The sequence below is a fragment of the Streptococcus sp. k-163 genome (genome assembly GCF_013277555.1).
GTDB lineage: Bacteria > Bacillota > Bacilli > Lactobacillales > Streptococcaceae > Streptococcus.
Genome location: NZ_VMND01000010.1, coordinates 12,213 through 36,981 on the forward strand (window position 1 = coordinate 12,213; position 24,769 = coordinate 36,981).

19 protein-coding genes and 1 pseudogene are annotated in these 24,769 nt (G+C 38.4%); 19 read left to right on the forward strand and 1 reads right to left on the reverse strand.

Going from position 1 to position 24,769, the window contains the following annotated elements; genetic code table 11:
• Nucleotides 1-100 precede the first annotated feature (100 nt).
• The 3 genes from HT731_RS03895 (at nucleotide 101) to pyk (ending at nucleotide 5,855) form a co-directional block, all read left to right on the forward strand.
• On the forward strand, nucleotides 101-3,202 hold the full coding sequence (locus tag HT731_RS03895; protein ID WP_173277722.1) for a DNA polymerase III subunit alpha: 3,102 nt from the start codon (nucleotides 101-103) through the stop codon (nucleotides 3,200-3,202).
• Nucleotides 3,203-3,283: 81 nt separating this feature from the next.
• Complete coding sequence (gene pfkA / locus HT731_RS03900; protein ID WP_173277724.1) at nucleotides 3,284-4,291, forward strand: 6-phosphofructokinase; 1,008 nt, start codon at nucleotides 3,284-3,286, stop codon at nucleotides 4,289-4,291.
• A gap of 58 nt (nucleotides 4,292-4,349) precedes the next feature.
• Nucleotides 4,350-5,855 (forward strand): pyruvate kinase, encoded by a 1,506-nt coding sequence (gene pyk, locus HT731_RS03905; RefSeq protein ID WP_033680160.1) that lies wholly within the window; start codon nucleotides 4,350-4,352, stop codon nucleotides 5,853-5,855.
• Between the two features lie 367 nt (nucleotides 5,856-6,222).
• Here the strand turns inward: pyk and HT731_RS03910 are convergent, their stop codons facing one another.
• The gene (locus HT731_RS03910; RefSeq protein WP_000176426.1) at nucleotides 6,223-7,209 is read right to left on the reverse strand and encodes an L-lactate dehydrogenase; all 987 of its coding nucleotides are present in this window, start codon (nucleotides 7,207-7,209) and stop codon (nucleotides 6,223-6,225) included.
• A gap of 193 nt (nucleotides 7,210-7,402) precedes the next feature.
• On the opposite strand from HT731_RS03910, the gene gyrA reads away from it, so the two are divergent.
• The 16 genes and pseudogenes from gyrA (at nucleotide 7,403) to HT731_RS03990 (ending at nucleotide 24,766) form a co-directional block, all read left to right on the forward strand.
• Nucleotides 7,403-9,871: a DNA gyrase subunit A gene (gene gyrA / locus HT731_RS03915; protein WP_173277725.1), complete on the forward strand. Its 2,469-nt coding sequence runs from the start codon at nucleotides 7,403-7,405 to the stop codon at nucleotides 9,869-9,871.
• On the forward strand, nucleotides 9,871-10,614 hold the full coding sequence (locus tag HT731_RS03920; RefSeq protein WP_020900678.1) for a class A sortase: 744 nt from the start codon (nucleotides 9,871-9,873) through the stop codon (nucleotides 10,612-10,614). Before gyrA ends, HT731_RS03920 begins: the two co-directional genes overlap by 1 nt.
• 484 nt (nucleotides 10,615-11,098) lie before the next feature.
• A pseudogene (locus HT731_RS03925) lies at nucleotides 11,099-11,897 on the forward strand (formate/nitrite transporter family protein).
• A gap of 292 nt (nucleotides 11,898-12,189) precedes the next feature.
• Nucleotides 12,190-12,987 (forward strand): formate/nitrite transporter family protein, encoded by a 798-nt coding sequence (locus tag HT731_RS03930; RefSeq protein ID WP_125450998.1) that lies wholly within the window; start codon nucleotides 12,190-12,192, stop codon nucleotides 12,985-12,987.
• Between the two features lie 144 nt (nucleotides 12,988-13,131).
• Nucleotides 13,132-14,412, forward strand: coding sequence for an O-acetylhomoserine aminocarboxypropyltransferase/cysteine synthase family protein (locus HT731_RS03935; protein WP_173277785.1), 1,281 nt, complete (start codon nucleotides 13,132-13,134; stop codon nucleotides 14,410-14,412).
• A 95-nt stretch (nucleotides 14,413-14,507) separates the two neighbouring features.
• Nucleotides 14,508-15,782, forward strand: coding sequence for a DUF2130 domain-containing protein (locus HT731_RS03940; protein WP_173277727.1), 1,275 nt, complete (start codon nucleotides 14,508-14,510; stop codon nucleotides 15,780-15,782).
• 6 nt (nucleotides 15,783-15,788) lie between these two features.
• The gene (locus HT731_RS03945) at nucleotides 15,789-17,459 is read left to right on the forward strand and encodes a hypothetical protein (protein WP_125450995.1); all 1,671 of its coding nucleotides are present in this window, start codon (nucleotides 15,789-15,791) and stop codon (nucleotides 17,457-17,459) included.
• 9 nt (nucleotides 17,460-17,468) lie between these two features.
• Nucleotides 17,469-18,269: a hypothetical protein gene (locus tag HT731_RS03950; protein WP_125450994.1), complete on the forward strand. Its 801-nt coding sequence runs from the start codon at nucleotides 17,469-17,471 to the stop codon at nucleotides 18,267-18,269.
• Nucleotides 18,270-19,355 (forward strand): AAA family ATPase, encoded by a 1,086-nt coding sequence (locus HT731_RS03955; RefSeq protein WP_125450993.1) that lies wholly within the window; start codon nucleotides 18,270-18,272, stop codon nucleotides 19,353-19,355.
• A gap of 19 nt (nucleotides 19,356-19,374) precedes the next feature.
• A complete protein-coding gene (truB, locus tag HT731_RS03960; RefSeq protein WP_125450992.1) occupies nucleotides 19,375-20,253 on the forward strand; it encodes a tRNA pseudouridine(55) synthase TruB in 879 nt (292 codons plus the stop codon).
• Between the two features lie 112 nt (nucleotides 20,254-20,365).
• Nucleotides 20,366-21,004, forward strand: a complete 639-nt coding sequence (gene udk, locus HT731_RS03965) for a uridine kinase (RefSeq protein WP_102210182.1) — start codon at nucleotides 20,366-20,368, stop codon at nucleotides 21,002-21,004.
• Nucleotides 21,005-21,131: 127 nt separating this feature from the next.
• The gene (gene xseA, locus HT731_RS03970) at nucleotides 21,132-22,472 is read left to right on the forward strand and encodes an exodeoxyribonuclease VII large subunit (protein ID WP_173277729.1); all 1,341 of its coding nucleotides are present in this window, start codon (nucleotides 21,132-21,134) and stop codon (nucleotides 22,470-22,472) included.
• The gene (locus HT731_RS03975) at nucleotides 22,450-22,662 is read left to right on the forward strand and encodes an exodeoxyribonuclease VII small subunit (RefSeq protein ID WP_000043226.1); all 213 of its coding nucleotides are present in this window, start codon (nucleotides 22,450-22,452) and stop codon (nucleotides 22,660-22,662) included. Before xseA ends, HT731_RS03975 begins: the two co-directional genes overlap by 23 nt.
• Nucleotides 22,659-23,534: a polyprenyl synthetase family protein gene (locus HT731_RS03980; protein WP_173277732.1), complete on the forward strand. Its 876-nt coding sequence runs from the start codon at nucleotides 22,659-22,661 to the stop codon at nucleotides 23,532-23,534. Before HT731_RS03975 ends, HT731_RS03980 begins: the two co-directional genes overlap by 4 nt.
• Complete coding sequence (locus tag HT731_RS03985; RefSeq protein ID WP_173277734.1) at nucleotides 23,527-24,342, forward strand: TlyA family RNA methyltransferase; 816 nt, start codon at nucleotides 23,527-23,529, stop codon at nucleotides 24,340-24,342. Before HT731_RS03980 ends, HT731_RS03985 begins: the two co-directional genes overlap by 8 nt.
• A complete protein-coding gene (locus HT731_RS03990) occupies nucleotides 24,335-24,766 on the forward strand; it encodes an arginine repressor (RefSeq protein ID WP_078352218.1) in 432 nt (143 codons plus the stop codon). Before HT731_RS03985 ends, HT731_RS03990 begins: the two co-directional genes overlap by 8 nt.
• The last annotated feature ends 3 nt before the right edge of the window (nucleotides 24,767-24,769 follow it).

Sequence of the window (24,769 nt, forward strand, 5' to 3'; positions counted from 1 at the left end):
TTTACTTTAAGGATAAAATATAGACAGGATTCAATGCTTTTGTCTTTCTCTTTTTGAAAAATGGTATAATATAGTGAGAAGGATAGAGGAGAAGTGTAAATTGATCGCACAACTAGATACAAAAACAGTCTATAGTTTTATGGAGAGTGTTATTTCAATAGACAAGTATGTGAGAGCAGCTAAAGAATATGGCTACACTCATTTGGCTATGATGGATATTGACAATCTTTATGGGGCTTTCGACTTTCTAGAGGTTACAAAAAAATACGGCATTCATCCTTTATTAGGGCTTGAAATGACTCTTTTAGTGGATGAGCAGGAAGTGAATTTGCGCTTTTTAGCTCTATCTAGTGTGGGCTATCAGCAGTTGATGAAACTTTCAACAGCCAAGATGCAGGGTGAGAAAACTTGGTCTGTCCTGTCCCAATACCTAGAGGATATCGCGGTTATTGTACCTTATTTCGATGGATTTGAGTCGTTGGAACTAGGCTGTGATTACTATATTGGGGTTTATCCAGAAACAGTAGCAAGTGAATTTCATCATCCAATCTTGCCCCTTTATCGGGTCAATGCTTTTGAAAGCAGGGATAGAGAAGTTCTACAAGTGTTAACAGCGATTAAAGAAAATCTACCACTCAGAGAAGTTCCCTTACGCTCACGACAAGATGTCCTTATATCAGCAAGTTCTTTAGAGAAACTATTCCAAGAACGTTTTCCGCAAGCCTTGGACAATTTAGAAAAACTTATTTCAGGTATTTATTATGATTTGGATACTAGTTTGAAACTGCCTCGCTTTAATCCAGCGAGACCAGCAGTAGAAGAGTTGAGAGAACGTGCTGAGCTGGGACTTGCTCAGAAGGGGTTGACTAGTAAAGAATATCAAGATCGTCTAGACCAAGAATTGGCTGTTATTCATGATATGGGCTTTGATGATTATTTCTTGGTTGTCTGGGATTTGCTGCGTTTCGGACGTTCGAATGGCTACTATATGGGAATGGGACGGGGTTCCGCGGTTGGTAGCTTGGTTTCCTATGCTTTAGACATTACAGGGATTGACCCGGTAGAGAAAAATCTGATTTTTGAACGCTTCCTCAATCGTGAACGCTATACCATGCCTGATATTGATATCGATATTCCTGATATTTATCGTCCAGATTTTATCAGGTATGTTGGCAATAAATATGGTAGTAAACATGCGGCTCAAATCGTTACTTTTTCAACCTTTGGAGCCAAGCAGGCTCTGCGTGATGTTTTGAAACGCTTTGGTGTGCCCGAGTATGAATTATCCGCAATTACTAAGAAAATCAGTTTTCGGGACAATCTCAAGTCAGCCTATGAGGGTAACCTCCAGTTTCGTCAGCAAATCAATAGTAAGTTGGAATACCAAAAAGCCTTTGAAATTGCTTGCAAGATAGAGGGATATCCAAGACAAACATCTGTCCATGCGGCTGGTGTTGTGATCAGTGACCAAGATTTGACCGACTACATTCCTCTAAAGCATGGTGATGAAATTCCACTGACTCAGTATGATGCCCATGGAGTTGAAGCTAGTGGACTTTTGAAAATGGACTTTCTGGGACTACGAAATTTGACCTTTGTCCAAAAAATGCAAGAGTTACTTGCTGAAACAGAAGGGATTCATCTGAAAATAGAAGAAATCGATTTGGAAGACAAAGAAACGCTGGCTTTATTTGCATCTGGTAATACAAAAGGTATCTTTCAATTTGAACAACCTGGCGCTATTCGCCTGCTTAAGCGTGTGCAGCCAGTCTGTTTTGAAGATGTCGTAGCGACTACTTCCCTAAATCGACCAGGTGCAAGTGACTATATCAATAATTTTGTGGCAAGAAAGCATGGTCAGGAAGAAGTGACTGTTCTGGATCAAGTACTGGAGGATATTTTGGCTCCAACCTACGGCATTATGCTCTATCAGGAGCAGGTTATGCAGGTTGCCCAGCGTTTTGCTGGATTTAGTCTTGGGAAAGCCGATATTTTGCGTCGTGCTATGGGGAAAAAGGATGCCTCTGCCATGCATGAGATGAGGGAATCCTTTATTCAAGGGGCATTAGAAGCTGGTCATACTGTGGAAAAAGCAGAGCAGGTCTTTGATGTTATGGAGAAGTTTGCTGGTTATGGTTTTAACAGGTCACACGCCTATGCTTACTCAGCCTTGGCCTTCCAGTTGGCCTATTTCAAAACGCATTATCCAGCTATCTTTTATCAGATCATGTTGAATTCTGCCAATAGTGATTACCTAACAGATGCATTAGAAGCAGGTTTTGAAGTAGCTCCTCTGTCCATCAACACTATTCCCTATCACGATAAAATTGCGAATAAGTCCATTTATCTAGGTCTGAAATCGATTAAGGGAGTCAGCAAAGATTTGGCGCTTTGGATTATTGAAAATAGACCCTATTCTAACATTGAAGATTTTGTAGCTAAATTACCTGAGAATTATCTGAAACTTCCTCTGCTAGAATCTTTGGTAAAAGTTGGCCTTTTCGATTCATTTGAAAAAAATCGTCAAAAAGTATTCAATAATTTAGCTAATCTATTTGAATTTGTAAAAGAGTTAGGTAGCTTGTTCGGTGATACAATTTATAGCTGGCAAGAATCGGAAGATTGGACGGAACAAGAAAAATTCTATATGGAACAAGAGCTTTTAGGGATAGGTGTCAGCAAACATCCCCTACAAGCTATTTTAAGCAAGTCTATTTATCCGATTACTCCTATTAGTAATTTGTCAGAAAATAGCTATGCTATTATATTGGTTGAAGTTCAGAAGATAAAAGTAATTCGCACCAAAAAGGGTGAAAATATGGCTTTCTTACAGGTGGATGACAGTAAGAAAAAATTGGATGTCACTCTCTTTTCAGACTTATATCGACAGGTTGGTCAGGAAGTAAGAGAGGGAGCATTCTACTATATCAAAGGGAAAATCCAGTCACGTGATGGCCGTCTGCAAATGATTGCACAAGAAATAAGAGAAGCAGTGGCTGAGCGCTTTTGGATTCAGGTGAAAAATCATGAATCGGATCAAGAAATTTCACGTATTTTAGAGCAATATAAAGGCCCAATTCCAGTCATCATCAGGTATGAAGAGGAACGGAAAACCATTATATCTCCTCAGCATTTTGTGGCTAAATCTGATGAATTAGAGGCGAAATTAGGTGGAATCGTTATGAAAACGATTTATCGCTAAAATTACGGAAAATAGAAGAATTTTCCATTTAAATGTGATATAATCAGTAGGAATGTTAAAAGAAAAAGGAGCATAAACTAAATGAAACGTATTGCTGTTTTGACTAGTGGTGGAGACGCCCCTGGTATGAACGCTGCCATCCGCGCAGTTGTTCGTCAAGCAATTTCAGAAGGAATGGAAGTTTTTGGTATCTATGATGGATATGCTGGAATGGTTGCTGGTGAAATTCATCCCCTAGATGCTGCTTCAGTAGGAGACATCATTTCTCGTGGTGGTACTTTCCTTCACTCAGCTCGTTACCCAGAGTTTGCTCAACTTGAAGGGCAACTTAAAGGGATTGAGCAATTGAAAAAACACGGGATTGAAGGCGTAGTGGTTATCGGTGGTGACGGATCTTACCACGGTGCTATGCGTTTGACTGAACATGGCTTCCCAGCTATCGGTCTTCCAGGTACAATCGATAACGATATCGTTGGTACTGACTTCACAATCGGTTTTGATACTGCGGTTACTACTGCTATGGACGCTATCGATAAGATTCGTGATACATCATCAAGTCACCGTCGTACTTTTGTTATCGAAGTTATGGGACGTAACGCAGGTGATATCGCTCTTTGGGCAGGTATCGCAACTGGTGCTGACGAAATTATCATCCCTGAAGAAGGCTTCAAGATGGAAGATATCGTAGCAAGTATCAAAGCTGGTTATGAGTGTGGTAAAAAACACAATATCATCGTCTTGGCTGAAGGTGTGATGTCAGCGGCTGAATTTGGTCAAAAACTGAAAGAAGCTGGAGATACAAGCGACCTTCGTGTGACAGAACTTGGACATATTCAACGTGGTGGTTCTCCAACTGCGCGTGACCGTGTTTTAGCATCACGTATGGGTGCTCATGCCGTTAAACTTCTTAAAAAAGGTATCGGTGGTGTTGCGGTTGGTATTCGTAACGAAAAAATGGTTGAAAACCCAATTCTTGGAACTGCAGAAGAAGGTGCATTGTTTAGTCTTACTGAAGATGGTAAGATTGTGGTTAACAATCCACACAAAGCAGATATTGAGCTATCTAGCTTGAATAAGAGCTTGTCATAATTAAAAAATTAGTCAATAAGGCCAAAGAGGTCATATATATAAAGGAGTCACAAAAATCATGAACAAACGTGTAAAAATCGTTGCAACTTTAGGACCTGCGGTAGAAATCCGTGGTGGTAAAAAATTCGGTGATGACGGATACTGGAGTGGAAAACTTGATGTTGAAGCTTCTGCTAAAAACATTGCTAAATTGATTGAAGCTGGTGCTAATACATTCCGTTTCAACTTCTCACACGGTGACCACCAAGAACAAGGTGACCGTATGGCAACTGTTAAACTTGCTGAAAAACTTGCAGGTAAAAAAGTTGGTTTCCTTCTTGATACTAAAGGACCAGAAATCCGTACAGAATTATTCGAAGGCGATGCTAAAGAATACTCTTACGTAACTGGTGAAAAAATCCGTGTTGCTACTAAACAAGGTATCCAATCAACTCGTGAAGTGATTGCTTTGAACGTTGCTGGTGCCCTTGATATTTACGATGATGTTGAAGTTGGACGCCAAGTATTGGTTGACGATGGTAAACTTGGTCTTCGTGTTATCGAAAAAGACGATGCGGCTCGCGAATTTATCGTAGAAGTTGAAAACGATGGTGTCATCGCTAAACAAAAAGGTGTGAACATCCCTAACACTAAAATTCCATTCCCAGCACTTGCTGAACGTGATAACGATGATATCCGTTTTGGTCTTGAACAAGGAATTAACTTCATCGCGATTTCATTCGTACGTACTGCAAAAGACGTCAACGAAGTTCGTGCAATCTGTAAAGAAACTGGAAACGGACACGTTCAATTGTTCGCTAAAATCGAAAACCAACAAGGTATCGACAACTTGGATGAAATCATCGAAGCTGCTGATGGTATCATGATTGCTCGTGGTGACATGGGTATCGAAGTACCGTTCGAAATGGTTCCAGTTTACCAAAAAATGATTATCAAGAAAGTTAATGCTGCAGGTAAGGTTGTTATCACTGCAACAAACATGCTTGAAACAATGACTGAAAAACCACGTGCAACTCGTTCAGAAGTATCAGACGTATTTAACGCTGTTATCGACGGTACTGACGCTACAATGCTTTCAGGTGAGTCTGCAAATGGTAAATACCCTCTTGAGTCAGTAGCTACAATGGCTACAATCGACAAGAATGCTCAAACTCTTCTTAACGAATACGGACGTCTGAACTCAGATTCATTTGAACGTAACTCTAAGACAGAAGTAATGGCTTCAGCTGTTAAAGATGCTACTAACTCAATGGACATTAAATTGGTTGTAACACTTACTAAAACTGGACACACTGCACGTTTGATCTCTAAATACCGTCCAAATGCTGATATCTTGGCATTGACATTTGACGAATTGACAGAACGTGGCTTGATGTTGAACTGGGGTGTTATCCCAATGTTGACAGATGCTCCATCATCAACTGATGATATGTTCGAAATTGCTGAACGTAAAGCAGTTGAAGCAGGTCTTGTAGAATCTGGTGATGATATCGTTATCGTTGCTGGTGTACCAGTTGGAGAAGCTGTTCGTACAAACACAATGCGTATCCGTACAGTCCGTTAATTAAAAGATAAATAGTCTATCATATCAAGCTTCTAGCCTGTATGATGGGCTATTTTTTTGTCTATGGGCAAAACTTTTTACTTGCTATTTAATGAGACAGTATCAAGTGAATCAATCACTGATATTTGTAATATGAGTGTAGATTACAGTTGTTGTTTTAACGTTTCTATGGCTTACACAAGTGCTGCTGCCTTGTAGAAACGAACGTAAAACAGATATTATAGTAGATTGAATCTAGAATCGCACAATATCGCTTCTAAAATATTTATAGAAATTTCTTTAAATCCCTTAAGCAATTTGTTCAGATTCTATTTCTAAATACAAAAAAACAACCCCCTGATAATTCAAGGAGTTGTCTATAGCTAGATTAGTTTTTTGAAGCAGCTTGGAATTCAGGATTTTTCCATGCTTCATCAATGATAGCTTGCAATTCTTTTGCAGATGCTTGCATTTTTTGAGTTTCTGCGTCGTTCAATGGAATGTTTACTGGACGAACGATACCGTGTGCTCCAACGATAGCTGGTTGACCGATAAAGACGTTCTCAACACCATATTGACCTTCTTGGAATACAGAAAGTGGAAGAACTGCATTTTCATCATCAAGGATAGCTTTTGTTATACGAGCAAGAGCTACTGCGATACCGTAGTATGTAGCACCTTTCTTGTTGATGATTGAGTAAGCAGCGTCGCGAACTGAGATGAAAAGTTCTACTAGGTCAGCTTCATCCAAGTCACGGTTAGCTTGCAACCATTGTTCCAATTTTACACCGGCAACGTTAGCGTGTGACCAAACGGCAAACTCAGAGTCACCGTGCTCACCCATGATGTAGGCGTGAACTGAACGTGCATCTACACCAATTTTTTCAGCAAGTGCTTGACGGAAACGTGCTGAGTCAAGTGAAGTACCTGAACCGATAACGCGTTCTTTAGGGAATCCAGAGAATTTCCAAGTTGAATAAGTCAAGACATCTACTGGGTTAGCTGCAACAAGGAAGATACCATCAAAACCTGAAGCAACAACTTGCTCAACGATAGATTTGTTAATTGCAAGGTTTTTACCTACAAGGTCAAGACGAGTTTCACCTGGTTTTTGAGGAGCACCGGCTGTGATAACAACAAGATCAGCGTCCGCACAGTCTTCGTACTTAGCAGCGTAGATTTTCTTTGGTGAAGTAAATGCAAGCGCATGGCTAAGGTCTTCAGCATCACCAACAGCTTTTTCAAACAATTGAGGAATTTCAATAATACCAAGTTCTTGTGCGATTCCTTGAGTAACAAGAGCGAAAGCGTAAGATGAACCTACGGCACCATCACCAACAAGGATAACTTTTTTGTGTTGTTTAGTTAGTGTCATTTGTCTAAACATCTCCTTAATTTTATTTAGGGATTTTCCCAGATAGATTCATTCTATCACTTTTAAAAAACTTTGTCACGAATATGCCTTGCAGTTCTTGATGTAAACGTTTTAGCAGGGTAGATGGCTGAAATATAGGATACAATATGGTATAATATAACTGATTACTAATTGTGAAATGAGGCATTTATTAATGCAGGATAAAAATTTAGTGAATGTCAATCTGACAAAGGAGATGAAAACAAGCTTTATCGATTACGCCATGAGTGTTATCGTAGCGCGGGCTCTTCCTGATGTTCGAGATGGCTTGAAACCTGTTCACCGTCGGATTCTCTATGGAATGAATGAATTAGGTGTTACCCCAGACAAACCTCATAAAAAATCTGCTCGTATTACAGGGGATGTCATGGGTAAATATCACCCACACGGGGACTCCTCTATCTATGAAGCTATGGTTCGTATGGCTCAATGGTGGAGCTACCGTTATATGCTTGTAGATGGGCATGGAAACTTTGGTTCCATGGATGGGGATGGTGCTGCCGCCCAACGTTATACAGAGGCACGTATGAGCAAGATTGCTCTAGAGATGCTTCGTGATATCAATAAGAATACGGTTGATTTCGTTGATAACTATGATGCCAATGAACGTGAACCCTTGGTCTTGCCAGCTCGTTTTCCAAACCTTTTGGTTAATGGAGCAACTGGTATTGCTGTTGGGATGGCTACCAATATTCCACCTCACAATTTGGGTGAAACCATTGATGCAGTGAAGTTGGTCATGGATAATCCTGAAGTGACCACTAAGGATTTGATGGAAGTCTTGCCTGGGCCAGATTTTCCAACTGGTGCCCTTGTTATGGGGAAATCAGGTATCCATAAAGCTTACGAAACAGGTAAAGGTTCGATTGTTCTTCGTTCTCGTACTGAAATCGAAGAAACTAAGACTGGCCGTGAGCGCATCGTTGTAACAGAATTTCCTTACATGGTTAATAAAACCAAGGTGCATGAGCATATTGTTCGCTTGGTTCAGGAAAAACGTATTGAGGGGATTACAGCAGTACGTGATGAGTCAAACCGTGAAGGGGTTCGATTTGTTATTGAAGTCAAGCGTGATGCCTCAGCCAATGTTATCCTCAACAACCTCTTCAAGATGACCCAGATGCAAACCAACTTTGGTTTTAATATGCTTGCAATCCAAAATGGGGTACCGAAGATTTTATCTCTTCGTCAGATTTTGGATGCATATATTGAGCACCAAAAAGAAGTGGTTGTTCGTCGTACACGTTTTGATAAGGAAAAAGCAGAAGCGCGTGCTCATATTTTAGAAGGTCTCTTAATCGCACTAGACCACATCGACGAAGTGATTCGTATCATCCGTGCTAGTGAAACAGATGCGGAAGCACAAGCTGAGTTGATGAGCAAGTTTAAGCTTTCTGAACGTCAAAGTCAGGCCATCCTTGATATGCGTCTTCGTCGTTTGACAGGTTTGGAACGTGACAAGATTCAGTCTGAGTATGATGACCTCTTAGCTCTGATTGCGGATTTAGCCGATATTCTTGCTAAGCCAGAGCGTGTTTCTCAAATCATCAAAGATGAATTGGACGAAGTTAAGCGTAAGTTTGGCGACCAACGTCGTACAGAGTTGATGGTCGGTGAAGTCTTAAGCCTCGAAGATGAGGATCTGATTGAAGAATCGGATGTCTTGATTACGCTTTCTAATAAGGGCTACATCAAACGTCTGGATCAAGCCGAGTTTACTGCTCAAAAACGTGGGGGTCGTGGTGTTCAAGGAACCGGGGTTAAGGATGATGATTTTGTCCGAGAGTTAGTGTCAACTAGCACTCATGATCATCTACTCTTCTTCACAAATAAAGGTCGAGTCTATCGCCTTAAAGGATATGAAATTCCTGAATATGGCCGTACTGCCAAGGGATTGCCGATTGTCAATCTTTTGAAATTGGATGAAGGCGAAAGTATCCAGACTATCATCAATGTTGAATCTGAACGCAGTGATGAAGCCTATCTCTTCTTCACAACCCGTCATGGTATCGTGAAGAGAACCAGCGTCAAGGAATTTGCTAACATTCGTCAGAATGGTCTCAAGGCTTTGAATCTCAAGGACGAAGATGAGTTGATTAATGTCTTGTTGACAGAAGAAGATACGGATATTATCATTGGGACCAAGTTTGGTTATGCAGTTCGCTTTAATCAATCAGCTGTTCGTGGCATGAGTCGTATCGCCACTGGTGTGAAAGGTGTTAACCTCCGTGATGGAGATACAGTAGTCGGAGCGAGCGTAATTACTGATCAAGATGAAGTTCTTATTATTACTGAAAAAGGATATGGGAAGCGTACAGTTGCGACTGAATATCCAACAAAAGGTCGTGGTGGTAAAGGGATGAAGACGGCTAATGTAGCTGAAAAAAATGGTCCTCTATCAGGTCTTTTAACAGTTAAAGGCGATGAAGACTTGATGATTATCACTGATACGGGTGTCATGATTCGAACCAATGTTGCCAATATTTCACAAACAGGTCGCTCAACTATGGGAGTTAAAGTGATGCGCCTGGATCAAGATGCTAAAATTGTAACCTTTACTACGGTTGCAGCAGCAGAAAAAGAAGAAGTTGGGACAGAAAACGAAACAGAAGGTGAAGCATAATGTCTCATAAAAAGAATAAAAAGAAAACAAATCGTAAAAATTTACTAATCAATATTTTAGCAGGATTTTTGATTCTATTATCAATTGCTTTGATTTTTAATGCTAAACTGCGTGATATGGTTATGGTTTGGAATACTAATAAGTATCAAGTTAGTCAGGTCTCAAAAGAGAAATTAGAAGAAAATCAAGAAACCGAAGGAAATTTTGATTTTGATTCGGTCAAAGCAATTTCTTCTGAAGCTGTTTTAGCTTCTCAATGGGATACTCAAAAATTACCAGTTATTGGTGGAATTGCTATTCCTGAATTAGAAATGAATCTGCCAATTTTTAAAGGATTGAATAACGTAAATCTATATTATGGTGCAGGTACTATGAAGCGAGATCAAGTTATGGGGGAAGGAAATTATAGTCTAGCTAGTCATCATATTTTTGGTGTTGATAATGCTAATAAAATGTTATTCTCTCCTTTGGATAACGCTAAAAATGGTATGAAAATTTATCTAACTGATAAAAATAAAGTTTATACTTATGAAATACGTGAAGTCAAACGTGTTACACCAGATCGTGTTGATGAGGTTGATGATAGAGAAGGGGTCAATGAGATCACATTAGTAACCTGTGAAGACCTTGCCGCTACAGAACGTATTATTGTAAAAGGTGATTTGAAAGAAACAAAAGATTATTCACAGACATCTGATGAAATTCTAACAGCTTTCAATCAACCATATAAACAATTTAGTTAAGATAAGTCAGTGAAAAGATAATATCTGGAGAGGACAATCCATGTCTTCTCCATTTTATATTTAGAGCTATGAAAATTTGTTTATTGCAGTTGTTATAGTATATTGAAATAGAATCTGAACAAATTGATTAAGGAATTTAAAGCAATTTCTATAAATATTTTGGAAGAGATATTGTGCGATTCTAGATTCAATCTAATATAATATTCTGAAAATCAAAAATATTAAGTTTAATGATGTTACTAGTAATCTTACTTGGGTTTTGGAATACTCTCATTGAGGGATGGTGATGATTTTAGCTTTATCCTTAAGAAATGTTTTAAAGACAGATTGAAACAAAGGTGGAGGTTGTTGACTCTTTTTATACCATAACTAATAATACAAAGTGTGTAATCTTAAAGTAGATATAAATAGTTAAATTTTAAAAAATTATTATTTCTTTGCTTTTTATGTTATAATAACAAATATAAAGAGTTAGGGGATGTTTATGAGTTCTTCAGAGTTTATTTCGAAGATAGATTATTATTGTCATAAGAAAGAAAGTCTTTTCAATCAAAGTAAGTTCAAGTATGCGATTCGTTCCATGTTTGCAGGTGCTTTTTTAACCTTTAGTACAGCAGCTGGAGCTATTGGTGCGGATTTATTAAACAGTATTATTCCAAGTAGTGGGTATTTTCTTTTCCCATTTGTTTTTGCTTGGGGACTTGTTTATATCGTTTTTCTAAATGCTGAGTTAGTTACATCCAACATGATGTACCTAACAGCAGGCGCATTTTTAAAAAAGATGGATTGGAAAAAGGCAGTAATCATTTTACTATACTGTACTCTATTTTAATCTAATTGGTGCCTTGGTAGCTGGATGGGCCTTTGCCAACTCGTCAGCCTTTTCCCATTTGACCCATGATAGTTTCCTTCCTAAGCTTGTAGCCAAGAAATTGGCGCGTCCAAGTGATTTGGTCTTGCTTGAGGGAATTCTTGCCAATGTATTTGTAAATATTGCTATTCTTTCATCTATACTAGTCAAAGATGGTGCCGCCAAACTATGGATCATTTTATCAGCTATTTCCATGTTTGTCTTTTTGTCCAATGAGCACATTGCTGCCAATTTTGCTTCTTTCAGTATTATGAAATTCAGCATGATTGCTGATCAAGTACCTCATTTTGATTTGGTAAATATCCTTCGACATTGGGGAGTAACCTTCATTGCTAACTTTATAGGTGGAGGACTTATGATTGGTTTACCATATGCCTTTCTAAATAAGAATGAAGATACATATGTTGATTAAGAAGAGTTAGTGTATCAGGGAGAATCAGAACGATTCTCTCTTTTTCTTTTACAAAATAGGCTTGCAGAGAAAATCGTTTTTAAATTGTAACAATAAAATATATTAAATAGGATAAAAGTTATTCCACTCAATCTCTAGATTCTGATAATTAAAAATTCTAAAAGTTTGTTATTAAAACAATGTAAACGATTTCTAAAATTTTAAGATTTAGAAAAAATACAATTAGGAAAGGCTTTTCATTATATCTATTTTATGTTATAATTATCACAAATAAAAGTTTCAGGAGTTTATTATGGTTTCTTCAGAATTTATCTCAAAGATTGAATTTGCTTGCAAGAAGAAAGAAAGTCTTTATAGTCAGAGCAAATTTAAGTATGCGATTCGTTCGATGTTCGCAGGTGCATTTTTAACCTTCAGTACAGCTGCTGGTGCAGTTGGGGCTGATTTGATTAATAAAATTGCACCAGGTAGTGGACGCTTCCTCTTCCCATTTGTCTTTGCTTGGGGATTGGCCTACATTGTTTTCTTGAATGCCGAGTTGGTAACATCAAATATGATGTTCTTGACTGCTGGTAGTTTCTTGAAAAAAATCTCTTGGAGAAAAACAGCTGAGATTTTACTTTACTGTACCTTGTTTAACCTTATCGGGGCTTTGATAGCAGGTTGGGGCTTTGCTCATTCGGCAGCCTATGCACATCTGACTCACGATAGTTTCATTTCAGGGGTTGTTGAGATGAAGTTAGGTCGCTCAAATGAATTAGTCTTACTTGAGGCGATTTTGGCCAATATTTTCGTAAATATTGCGATTCTTTCATTTGTTTTGGTCAAAGATGGTGGTGCCAAACTTTGGCTAGTTTTATCAGCAATTTACATGTTTGTATTCTTAACAAATGAGCACATTGCTGCGAACTTTGCTTCTTTTGCGATTGTAAAATTCAGTGTTGCTGCTGATTCAATTGCTAATTTCGGTGTTGGAAATATGCTTCGTCACTGGGGTGTAACCTTTGTTGGAAACTTGATTGGTGGTGGTTTCTTGATGGGTCTTCCATATGCCTTCCTCAATAAAAACGAAGATACTTATGTAGATTAAGGAAATGAGCACGATTGAATCGTGCTTTTTCGTTTTGTAAGAAGCAATAGCTACTCCTTATATCAAAATATAGAAAAGAGGTATTAGTCAAGATAGGTCGATAGTGCTACAATATCCTTAATGAAACTATATGGAGGTCGCCTTATGACTCGTGATTTTAAATTTGAAACTCTACAACTACATGCTGGTCAAGTTGTGGATCCAGCAACTAAGTCTCGTGCAGTGCCGATTTATCAAACAACATCCTTCGTTTTTGAAGACACGCAGGAGGGTGCCGATTTGTTTGCCTTGAGAAAACCAGGTAATATCTATACTCGTATCACCAACCCTACAACAGCTGCCTTTGAAGAAAGAATTGCTGCCCTTGAAGGTGGTGTTGGAGCTCTTGCAACAGCATCAGGTATGGCCGCGGTTACTTATACGATTTTGGCTCTTGCACATGCTGGTGATCATGTAGTAGCAGCATCAACTATTTACGGTGGAACCTTCAATCTCTTGAAAGAAACCCTTCCTCGTTATGGGATCACAACAACCTTCGTCGATGTTGATGATTTGGAGGAAGTGGAAGCAGCTATCAATGACAATACCAAGCTTGTCTTGATTGAAACCTTGGGCAATCCCTTGATTAACATTCCTGACTTGGAAAAATTGGCTGAGATTGCGCATAAGCATCAGATTCCACTTGTTTCTGACAATACATTTGCTACACCTTATTTGATTAACGTTTTTTCTTACGGTGTAGATATTGCTATTCATTCTGCGACTAAGTTTATCGGTGGGCATGGTACGACTATTGGAGGAGTAATTGTCGATAGCGGTCGTTTTGACTGGGCAGCTTCAGGGAAATTCTCTCAATTTGTTGAGGAAGACCCAAGCTACCATAACTTGAGCTATACTCGTGATGTAGGTGCGGCTGCCTTTATTATCGCTGTTCGTGTTCAATTGCTCCGTGATACAGGTGCAGCCTTGTCACCATTCAATGCCTTCCTCTTGCTTCAAGGACTGGAAACCCTTTCTCTCCGTGTCGAACGTCATGTGCAAAATGCAGAGAAAATTGTTGATTTCCTTGTCAACCATCCTAAGGTAGAAAAAGTCAACTATCCAAAACTTGCTGATAGTCCTTACCATGCCTTGGCTGAGAAATACTTGCCTAAAGGTGTAGGCTCAATCTTTACCTTCCATGTCAAAGGTGGGGAGGCAGAAGCACGCAAGGTAATTGATCATTTAGAAATCTTCTCTGATCTTGCAAATGTGGCAGATGCTAAATCGCTTGTTGTTCATCCAGCCACAACCACTCACGGTCAGTTGTCAGACAAAGACCTAGAAGCAGCAGGTGTCACACCAAACCAAATCCGCTTGTCTATCGGACTTGAAAATGTAGAGGATTTGATCGAAGATTTGCGCTTGGCCTTGGAAAAAATTTAAAGTAAAAGTAGATAAACAGTGGGTTTCGACTCACTGTTTTTGATTTTCCTTCAGGCATGATATAATGGTTAAAGAAGTCTAGAAAGAGGAACGATATGAACGAAATCAAATGTCCCAACTGTGGGGAAGTCTTTACAGTAAATGAAAGTCAGTATGCCGAACTTCTGTCTCAAGTAAGAACAGCAGAGTTTGATAAGGAACTGCATGATCGGATGAAGCAGGAACTGGCCTTGACTGAGCAAAAGGCCATGAATGAACAACAGTCTAAACTGGCTCAAAAAGACCAAGAAATTGCGCAACTGCAGAGTCAAATCCAAAACTTTGATACAGAAAAAGAATTGGCCAAGAAAGAGGTTGAACAGACAAGCCTTGAGGCTTTATTAGCAAAGGACAAGGAAGTGCAGGCCTTGGAAAACCAACTGGCTACCTTGCGTTTAGAGCATGAAAATCAATTACAAAAGACCCTTTCTGACTTAGAAAAAGAACGAGACCAGGTCAAAAATCAGCTCCTCTTGCAAGAAAAGGAAAACGAGTTGTCTTTGGCTTCTGTTAAACACAACTATGAAGCACAGCTCAAAGCAGCTAGTGAACAGGTCGAGTTCTATAAGAATTTCAAAGCCCAACAATCTACAAAAGCTATAGGGGAAAGTCTGGAACACTATGCAGAGAGTGAGTTTAACAAGGTACGCAGTTTTGCCTTTCCAAATGCCTACTTTGAGAAGGATAACAAGGTCTCTGCGCGTGGTTCTAAAGGAGACTTTATCTTCCGTGAATGCGATGAAAATGGGGTCGAAATTATTTCCATCATGTTTGAGATGAAAAATGAAGCAGATGGAACAGAGAAGAAGCACAAGAATGCAGATTTTTATAAGGAATTAGACAAGGACCGTCGGGAGAAGAACTGTGAATATGCGGTTTTGGTGTCTATGCTTGAGGCTGATAATGACTATTTTAACACAGGGATTGTTGACGTCAGCCACGAGTATGAAAAGATGTATGTGGTTCGTCCTCAGTTCTTTATTCAATTGATTGGTTTATTACGCAATGCGGCGCTTAATTCCCTAAAATACAAGCAAGAGTTGGCACTTGTCCGTGAACAAAATATAGATATTACACATTTTGAGGAAGACTTGGATGCCTTTAAACAGGCCTTTGCTAAGAACTATAATTCAGCTTCTACTAACTTTGGTAAGGCAATCGATGAAATCGACAAGGCTATCAAACGCATGGAAGAGGTTAAGAAGTTCCTAACCACATCCGAAAACCAACTCCGCCTCGCAAACAATAAATTGGAAGACGTTTCAGTAAAAAAACTAACTCGAAAAAATCCAACCATGAAAGCAAAGTTTGAAGCGCTGAAGGGGGAGTAGAAAACAGTGGAAAATGAATTATTAGTATTGAATGCAGAAGAAGTATATGAGTCTGAAAATTTAAACTACGATGAGTTAGAAGAACTACTGGAACAACAATTTACAACTGAGTTTTCTAATCTTGAAAAATTGGAATTGGAATGTAAAGAAATTAATTCCCCAGATAAATTAGGGGATGCTATTTTAGATGAAATATGGAATCAATTTGCGAATCAAATTGGTTTAGATATGACAAGTGATACTCTTCTTAAGCAGTATAATGATAAGCATCCTAATGGTTATACAAAAGAAGAGGGAACTAAGATACTGAATGATAAAAGATATACTGATGCAAATAAAGCTATGAAAGAAAAGCAAAAATCCAATAATTTAAAGGATGAATATACTGGTAAAACTTTAAAAATAAATGAGAAGGCTAATTTGGATCATGTTGTTCCTCGTAAAAAAATATTTGATAATAATTGGAGAAAAATCGCTGATATTGAAACTGCTGATTTAGCAAATAAAAAGGAAAATTTTGCAGCAACTAATGAATCGCTGAATAAAAGTAAAGGAGCAACATCCAATAGTGACTATATAAAGAATAGAGAAGCGAGAGAAAAAAAACTTAGGGATCAAGTTCAAAGAGCCAATGAGAAAATTGATAAGAAAAATATTTCAGATTCAGAAAAGAAAAATTTAAAAGCGGAAAATGAAAAAAGGTTAAATGATAAATTAGCGGCTGATTCAGAGAAAATGCTAAAAACTGAGGAAAGAGCAAATAACTCTATTAATAAACATATTGCAAAAAAAGCACCTGTAAAAATGGTTAATAAAGCTGGTAAAGATGCTATAAAAGCTATGTTGGTTGCTGCTTTATTTGGAATGTTGAAAGAAATTATGAATGCTTTAGTGAGATATTTTAAATCAAAAAAACAATCTTTTGATACATTTCTTAAGGAAATGAAAAAATCTCTTCATTCATTTTTTGGTAAAATCAAAGATTTTATTAAAGTTGGTGTAGATAGTTTTGTTGGAAGCATCGTAGGAGAAATTATTGGTGCTTTCGCTGAAAAACTAAGAAAGTTACCAAATTTGGTAAAACAATTATTTGGTTCAATTAGAGAAAGTATCTCTTATCTATCAAACCCTGAAAATCAATCTCATTCTACTGCAATTAAAATTGCCCATGTTTCAAAAATTATTACATCCGCATTAGTAGGTGTAGGCGCAATGTTTTTAGGAGAATATTTTGAACAGTTCTTAAATAAGATACCAGGTATGACTTTTGAAATAAAACTTCTAGGAACAATTGCTAATATTTTAGGGATGTTCTTTGCAAGTTTACTAACTGGAATCTTGGGAGCGATAATTATTAACGGACTTGATGGCTTTATATCAAGGAAACTACAAGATGAGAACAAAAAACAACAAGCTGATAAGAAGAACGAATTGCTAAGAATTCAGGATGTTCAAATTTTTGTTGCCGAGAAAAATGTTGCTGTTAAGCGAAATGATATCTTCAGTAAGATGGCTAAGAACCATCAAAAACTAAGAGAACTACTTGGCAATGTTGATCAAGAGTTTTCTAATTCAAAGATTGATTTCAAACAGCGATTACTAGCTAATGAAATTTACTTTGATGAAAAGCAAAGTGAACTTGAAGAAATGCAAAATGCATTAAACGATTTATTATAGGAGAATGTTATGTCAGAAGATTTAGAGATTCAAGTTTTAGCAAATTCTGAAAGATTTAATGAAAAAAAACAAGAGTTAAAAGCCTTTAGTGAAGAAATCCCTGAACAGTCAGATTTACCAACAGTTCCAACAGATGATCCTATGTTAGGCTTTATTGGAATGGAATATGATGTTAAGGGTAAAGATTTAAACGCTCTTACTGATGCTGTTCAAAATAGAATGATTGAACAAAATATTCACATAAAAAAGATTATTCAAGAATTTAATACTATTTACGAAACTTTCCAAATATTGGATGATGAGTATATTCAAAGTATTTCAAAATCTTTGATTGCAGCCAAAGAGGCCAATAATAAAGCTATACAGGGATTGCACGAAATAGAAGAATATCAAATAGGTAATAACAAACTATTAGATGATGTTTTTAAACAGAATAAAGATTTAATTGATGTATTGAAGAAACATCATAAAAAGCTAGAAGAGTTAGAACAACTTGAAGAGAAGCAAAGTGAAGTTCAAATTGAAATTGATAGTTTAAAAGCGAAGCTAAAATCATTAGTGAAAATAGAAAATAGTTTTAACGATTTGCATTTACAAGTTGAAGAAACACAAAATAATCTTAAAAACGATGTAGATAAGATGAATGTTCGATTAATAGAGGAAGGTAAAAATCTTACTTTAATTGTCGAGAAATTTCAAACTGAACTAGAGGAAAAACAACAAGAGATTAGTTTTCTTAGAAAAGGATTCTATACTCTTGGAGTCGCTGTTGTTATAATAGTATTATTTCTATTGTTTAAAGGAATGTAGATGATTAGTGAAACTTATTTAAAATTGTTAAAATCGGAAGTGAAAAAACTGGATGATTTAACAAATAATGCTTATGAATTAGAAATAATTCTTCAAGATATAGTTGATAATCTTAAAAATGCTGAGTTAGAATTTATAAAACGATTAGGAAACTTGACAAGTAAAGAGACACTCTCAAAAATCAAAGACAAGCAAACTAGCATATTGGAATTATTGTATAAATATCTTGGCGCTAGAGTTATTGATACAAATTATTTGATTTTGAAAGAAACAAATCATAAATCATTTGAAGAACTAGCAAATGATTTAAAGTCACTAATAGGTTTAGAAAATGTTAAGAAAGAAATTAAAGATTTAGTAGCGTTTAATAAAGTTCAACAAAGTAGAGAAAAAATCGGTCTTAAAAAAACAAATAGAACTATGCACATGGCGTTTTTAGGTAATCCAGGTACCGGTAAAACTACTGTGGCTAGAATCGTTGGGAATATGTATCGTTCATTAGGAATACTAAGTAAAGGTCATTTTATTGAAGCAACTAGAACAGACTTAATAGCAGAATATCAAGGACAGACGGCTTCGAAAGTGAAGAGATTGATACAAAAAGCCAAAGGCGGTGTATTGTTTATTGATGAAGCATATAGTATTACTGAAAACGATAAAAGTGATAGTTATGGTCGAGAGTGTTTAACTGAGTTAACAAAAGCATTAGAAGACTATCGTGATGATTTGGTTGTTATTGTTGCTGGATATGATGAATTGATGAAAAAATTTTTTGAATCTAATCCTGGGTTAAAATCAAGATTTAATTATTTTATTACGTTTGAAGATTATACTGTGGACCAAATGTTTGATATTTTTCTTTCATATTGCAAAAATGAAGAGTACATTTTGCATGATTCTGCAAAAGAAAAATTAAAAAAATATTTAGAATTACATAGTAGCAATCCTGAAAATAAAAATGCAAATGGGAGATTTGTAAGAAATGTATTTGACAGGATAATTATGAACCAAGCAATAAGATTAGCCACACTATCTTTTGTTACAAAAGATAATTACATTACGATTCTTGAAGAAGATATTTCATGAATGAAATTAGAAAGCAAAAATGAACGGTATTATCAACTTAAGAAAAGAAGCGGGGATGACATCGCATGATGCGGTTTTTAAACTGCGTAAGATTTTGGGAACCAAGAAGATTGGTCATGGTGGGACCTTGGATCCGGATGTAGTGGGAGTTCTGCCCATTGCGGTTGGCAAGGCGACACGCATGGTCGAGTTTATGCAGGATGAGGGCAAGGTCTATGAGGGTGAAATCACTCTGGGCTATTCCACGACGACTGAGGATGCTAGCGGGGAAGTGGTCGCAGAGACACCTGTTTTATCGCACTTGGATGAAAAGCTTGTTGATGAAGCAATCGCCAGACTGACAGGACCTATTATTCAGATTCCGCCTATGTATTCGGCAGTCAAGGTCAATGGTCGTAAGCTCTATGAGTATGCACGTGCAGGTCAGGAAGTAGAGCGACCAGAACGTCAGGTAACCATCTACCAATTTGATCGGACAAGTCCGATTTCTTATGAGGGTCATCTTGCACGCTTTACTTTTCGTGTAAAATGCAGTAAAGGGACTTATATCCGTACCTTATCGGTTGACTTGGGAGAGAAGCTGGGTTATGCGGCTCATATGTCTCAGTTGACACGGACTAGTGCTGCAGGGTTACAGTTAGATGTTGCTTTGACCTTGGAAGAAATTGCTGAAAAAGTAGAGGCTGGTCAACTGGACTTTCTCTATCCTCTAGAGATTGGGACAGGCGACCTTATCAAAGTTTTCCTAACTCAAGAAGAGGCTACAGAAGTACGCTTTGGTCGTTTTATCGAACTCGAACAAACAGAACAAGAATTGGCTGCCTTTGAAGATGACAAATTACTAGCCATTCTTGAAAAACGGGGGGATCTTTACAAGCCAAGGAAGGTTTTTAGCTAGTATAATTGAAGTGTAGAAATTGGAATTGTTTCTCCTAAACTATCCAAACCAGACTATAAATTTTGTAAAAAATGTGATAGAATAGACGACGGATAAAAAAACGGAGGATAGCATGCAAAATAGACCAATCATTATCGGAGTGACAGGTGGTTCTGGTGGAGGTAAGACCAGTGTTTCAAGAGCCATTTTATCGCATTTCCCTGATGAAAAGATTTCCATGATTGAGCATGATTCATATTACAAGGATCAGTCTCACTTGACCTTTGAAGAGCGTGTCAAAACCAACTATGACCATCCTTTTGCCTTTGATACAGACTTGATGATCGAACAGATTAAGGAGTTGTTGGCAGGGCGTCCGGTGGACATTCCGACTTATGACTATACAGAGCATACACGAAGCAACAAGACCTATCGTCAGGAGCCTCAAGATGTCTTTATCGTTGAAGGGATTTTGGTCCTGGAGGACAAGCGTCTGCGTGATTTGATGGATATCAAGATTTTTGTGGATACAGATGATGATGTGCGCATTATTCGTCGTATCAAGCGTGATATGGAAGAACGTGGCCGTAGCCTTGATAGCGTTATTGACCAGTATTTAGGTGTGGTCAAACCTATGTACCATCAGTTTATCGAGCCGACTAAGCGTTATGCTGATATCGTCATTCCTGAAGGGGTTAGCAATACAGTGGCTATCGACCTGTTGACAACCAAGATTGCAAAGATTTTGGAAGAAGCTCGAAACAGCAAATAAACAGATGTGGAGGCCTTGCCTCCTTTTTCTATTTTTCCCTCATAATGGTACATAAATGGAGATTTTTAGGCATATTTTTGGTATAATAATACCCATGGAAAAGCAAGAAAATGAATAGTAGGTGGAGATGGAAAAGTATTTATCGGTAACAACTTTGACCAAGTATCTGAAAATGAAATTCGATAAAGACCCATACTTGGAACGGGTCTATTTAACTGGTCAAGTTTCCAACTTTCGTAAACGACCTACTCACCAATATTTCTCCCTAAAGGATGACCATGCAGTCATTCAAGCGACTATTTGGTATGGGATTTATCAGAAATTAGGTTTTGACCTAGAAGAAGGAATGAAAATCAATGTGATTGGGCGTGTGCAGGTCTATGAACCAAGTGGTAGCTACTCCATCATCATTGAAAAGGCAGAGCCTGATGGGGTTGGTGCGCTTGCGATTCAGTTTGAGCAACTCAAGAAAAAATTGACAGAAGAAGGCCTGTTTCAAGAACGTTTCAAGCAACCTCTGCCCCAATTTTCTAAGAGAATTGGTGTAGTAACCAGTCGCAGTGGAGCCGTTATTCGAGACATTATCACGACCGTCAGCAGACGCTTTACAGGTGTTGATATCCTTCTCTATCCGACCAAGGTTCAAGGTGAAGGTTCTGCGGAGGAAATTGCTCGAAATATTGCGCGTGCTAATCAACGAGACGATTTGGATTTGTTGCTTATTGGTCGTGGAGGTGGTTCCATAGAAGATCTCTGGGCTTTTAACGAAGAAATTGTGGTACGAGCTATTTTTGAATCTCGTTTGCCAGTTATCTCTAGTGTGGGGCATGAGACGGATGTGACCTTGGCAGATTTTGTGGCAGATAGACGGGCTGCGACACCAACAGCAGCTGCTGAACTGGCAACACCTGTGACCAAGTTGGATCTATTAACTCATTTGCAGAATCAAGAAAAACGGATGGCAACAGCAGTCCGAAATGTCCTATCTAAGAAACAAGAAGCTTTGAAAAAATGCAGTCAGTCTGTTATCTTTAGACAGCCAGAGCGCTTGTATGATGGCTATTTGCAACGCTTGGACCAACTGCAACTGCGATTAAAACAAAGTTTGCGAACACAGATTTCTGATAACAAGCAAATAGTTCAATCAAGGACGCATCAACTGGTCCAATTATCACCTGTTACCAAAATCCAGCGTTATCAAGACCGCCTAGGTCAGTTGGACAAGCTCTTACGTAGCCAAATGGCGCTGGTTTATGATGCCAAGGTTTCTGAGGTCAAGCGACTTTCAGAAGCCCTGCTGATGCTGGATACCAGTCGAATCGTGGCGCGTGGCTATGCTATTGTCAAAAAAGAAGAGTCCGTTGTCGATTCGGTTGAGAGTTTGAAGAAAAAAGACCAAGTAACGCTTTTGATGCGAGATGGTCAAGTAGAATTAGAGGTTAAAGATGTCGAAACAAAAGAAATTTGAGGAAAATCTAGCAGAACTGGAGACCATTGTCCAAAGTTTGGAAAATGGTGAAATTGCTCTAGAAGATGCGATTGCTGCCTTTCAAAAAGGCATGGTCTTGTCAAAAGAGCTCCAAGCGACGCTGGACAAGGCTGAAAAGACTTTGGTCAAGGTCATGCAAGAAGACGGAACAGAAAGTGATTTTGAATGAAAAAGCAAGAAAAATTAGCTCTTGTCGAGTCGGCCTTGGAAGATTTTTATGGAGACCAGCAGTTTGCTTCTAGTTTGAGAGAATCGGTTCTCTATTCCATTCATGCTGGTGGCAAGCGTATTCGCCCTTTTCTCTTGTTGGAAGTATTGGAAGCCTTGCAGGTCGCTATAAAACCTGCTCACGCACAGGTGGCAGCTGCCTTGGAAATGATTCATACAGGGAGCTTGATTCATGATGATCTTCCTGCCATGGATGATGACGATTATCGTCGAGGGCGTTTGACCAATCATAAGAAATTTGGCGAAGCAATGGCAATTTTGGCAGGAGATGCCTTGTTCCTGGATCCCTATGCCTTGATAGCGCAGGCAGATTTGCCAAGTCAGATTAAGGTAGACTTAATTGCCAACCTATCGCTTGCTTCAGGAAGTCTGGGCATGGTAGCAGGGCAGGTTTTGGACATGGAGGGTGAACACCAGCATTTATCTTTGGAAGAACTTCAGACCATTCATGCGAATAAGACTGGAAAATTACTAGCTTATCCCTTCCAAGCAGCTGCCATCATTGCTGAATTGTCACCTGAAATACAGGCAAAACTCAAAACTGTTGGCGAATTAATAGGACTTGCTTTTCAAGTTCGAGACGATGTGCTTGATGTGACAGCTAGTTTTGAGGAAATCGGCAAGACTCCACAAAAGGATTTGCAGGCTGAAAAGTCAACCTATCCAGCCTTGTTGGGCTTGGAAGAAGCCATTACCTTTTGTAACCAAACTCTGGATCAAGCTAATGCCAAATTAGAAGAAATTGCCCAGCAAGTTCCCTTTGAGATAGAATCGATTGTAAGAGTAGTAGAAAGTTTGAGAATCAATGGCTAAGGAAAGAGTGGATGTACTAGCTTATAAACAGGGTTTGTTTGAAACGCGAGAACAGGCCAAGCGCAGTGTTATGGCTGGTCTAGTCGTAGCAGTCCTGAATGGAGAACGTTTTGACAAACCAGGAGAGAAAATCCCAGACGACACCGAGCTAAAACTCAAGGGTGAAAAACTCAAGTATGTCAGCCGTGGTGGCTTGAAATTGGAAAAAGCCTTGCAGGTCTTTGATTTGTTAGTTGAAGGAGCAACAACAATTGATATCGGTGCTTCTACTGGAGGTTTTACCGATGTTATGCTACAGAATGGTGCTGAGTTAGTCTTTGCAGTTGATGTTGGTACCAATCAATTGGCTTGGAAATTACGCCAAGACCCACGTGTTGTCAGCATGGAGCAGTTTAATTTCCGCTATGCTGAAAAGACTGATTTCGAGCAGGAACCGAGCTTTGCCAGCATTGATGTGAGTTTCATTTCCCTCAGTCTGATTCTGCCAGCCTTGCACCGTGTGTTAGCTGATCAAGGTCAGGTTGTGTCTCTAATTAAGCCTCAGTTTGAGGCAGGACGTGAGCAGATTGGGAAAAATGGAATCATTCGCGATGCCAAGGTCCATCAACATGTCCTTGAATCTGTCACAACCATGGCAGTAGAGGAAGGCTTTTCAGTCCTTGGATTGGACTTTTCTCCCATCCAAGGTGGACATGGAAATATTGAATTTTTAGCGTATTTGAAAAAAGAAGAGTCAGCAAGCAATCAGGTTCTTGCTGATATTGAAGAAGTAGTAGAGAGGGCGCATAGTCAATTTAAAAATGAATAAAAAAGAGAGACTTGAAAAAATTAGACGATTTGTGACAGATTATCAAATCGGTACACAAGAAGAAATTGTAGAACATTTGAAAGAGGCAGGTATCACTGCCACTCAGGCGACGGTATCACGAGATATCAAAGAACTAGGTATTGTCAAAATTCCTTTGAGAGACAACACCTATGTCTACGAATTGCCAAAATCAATCGTAAAAAGTTTGCAACTGGCTGAAGACAATATCGAATCGGCAGAATTGATGGATAAGATGATCAATCTCCAAGTTATTCCAGGAAATACAGCTTTTGTAAAAGCTCAGTTAATCGAGACTTTTTCTGACAAGATTTTTAGCTGTTTGGCTGATGATAGCTCGATTTTAGTCATTGCCAGAAGTGAAAGTCTAGCTGAGGAAATCTTTGAACAAGTAAAAAATTGGTAGGTC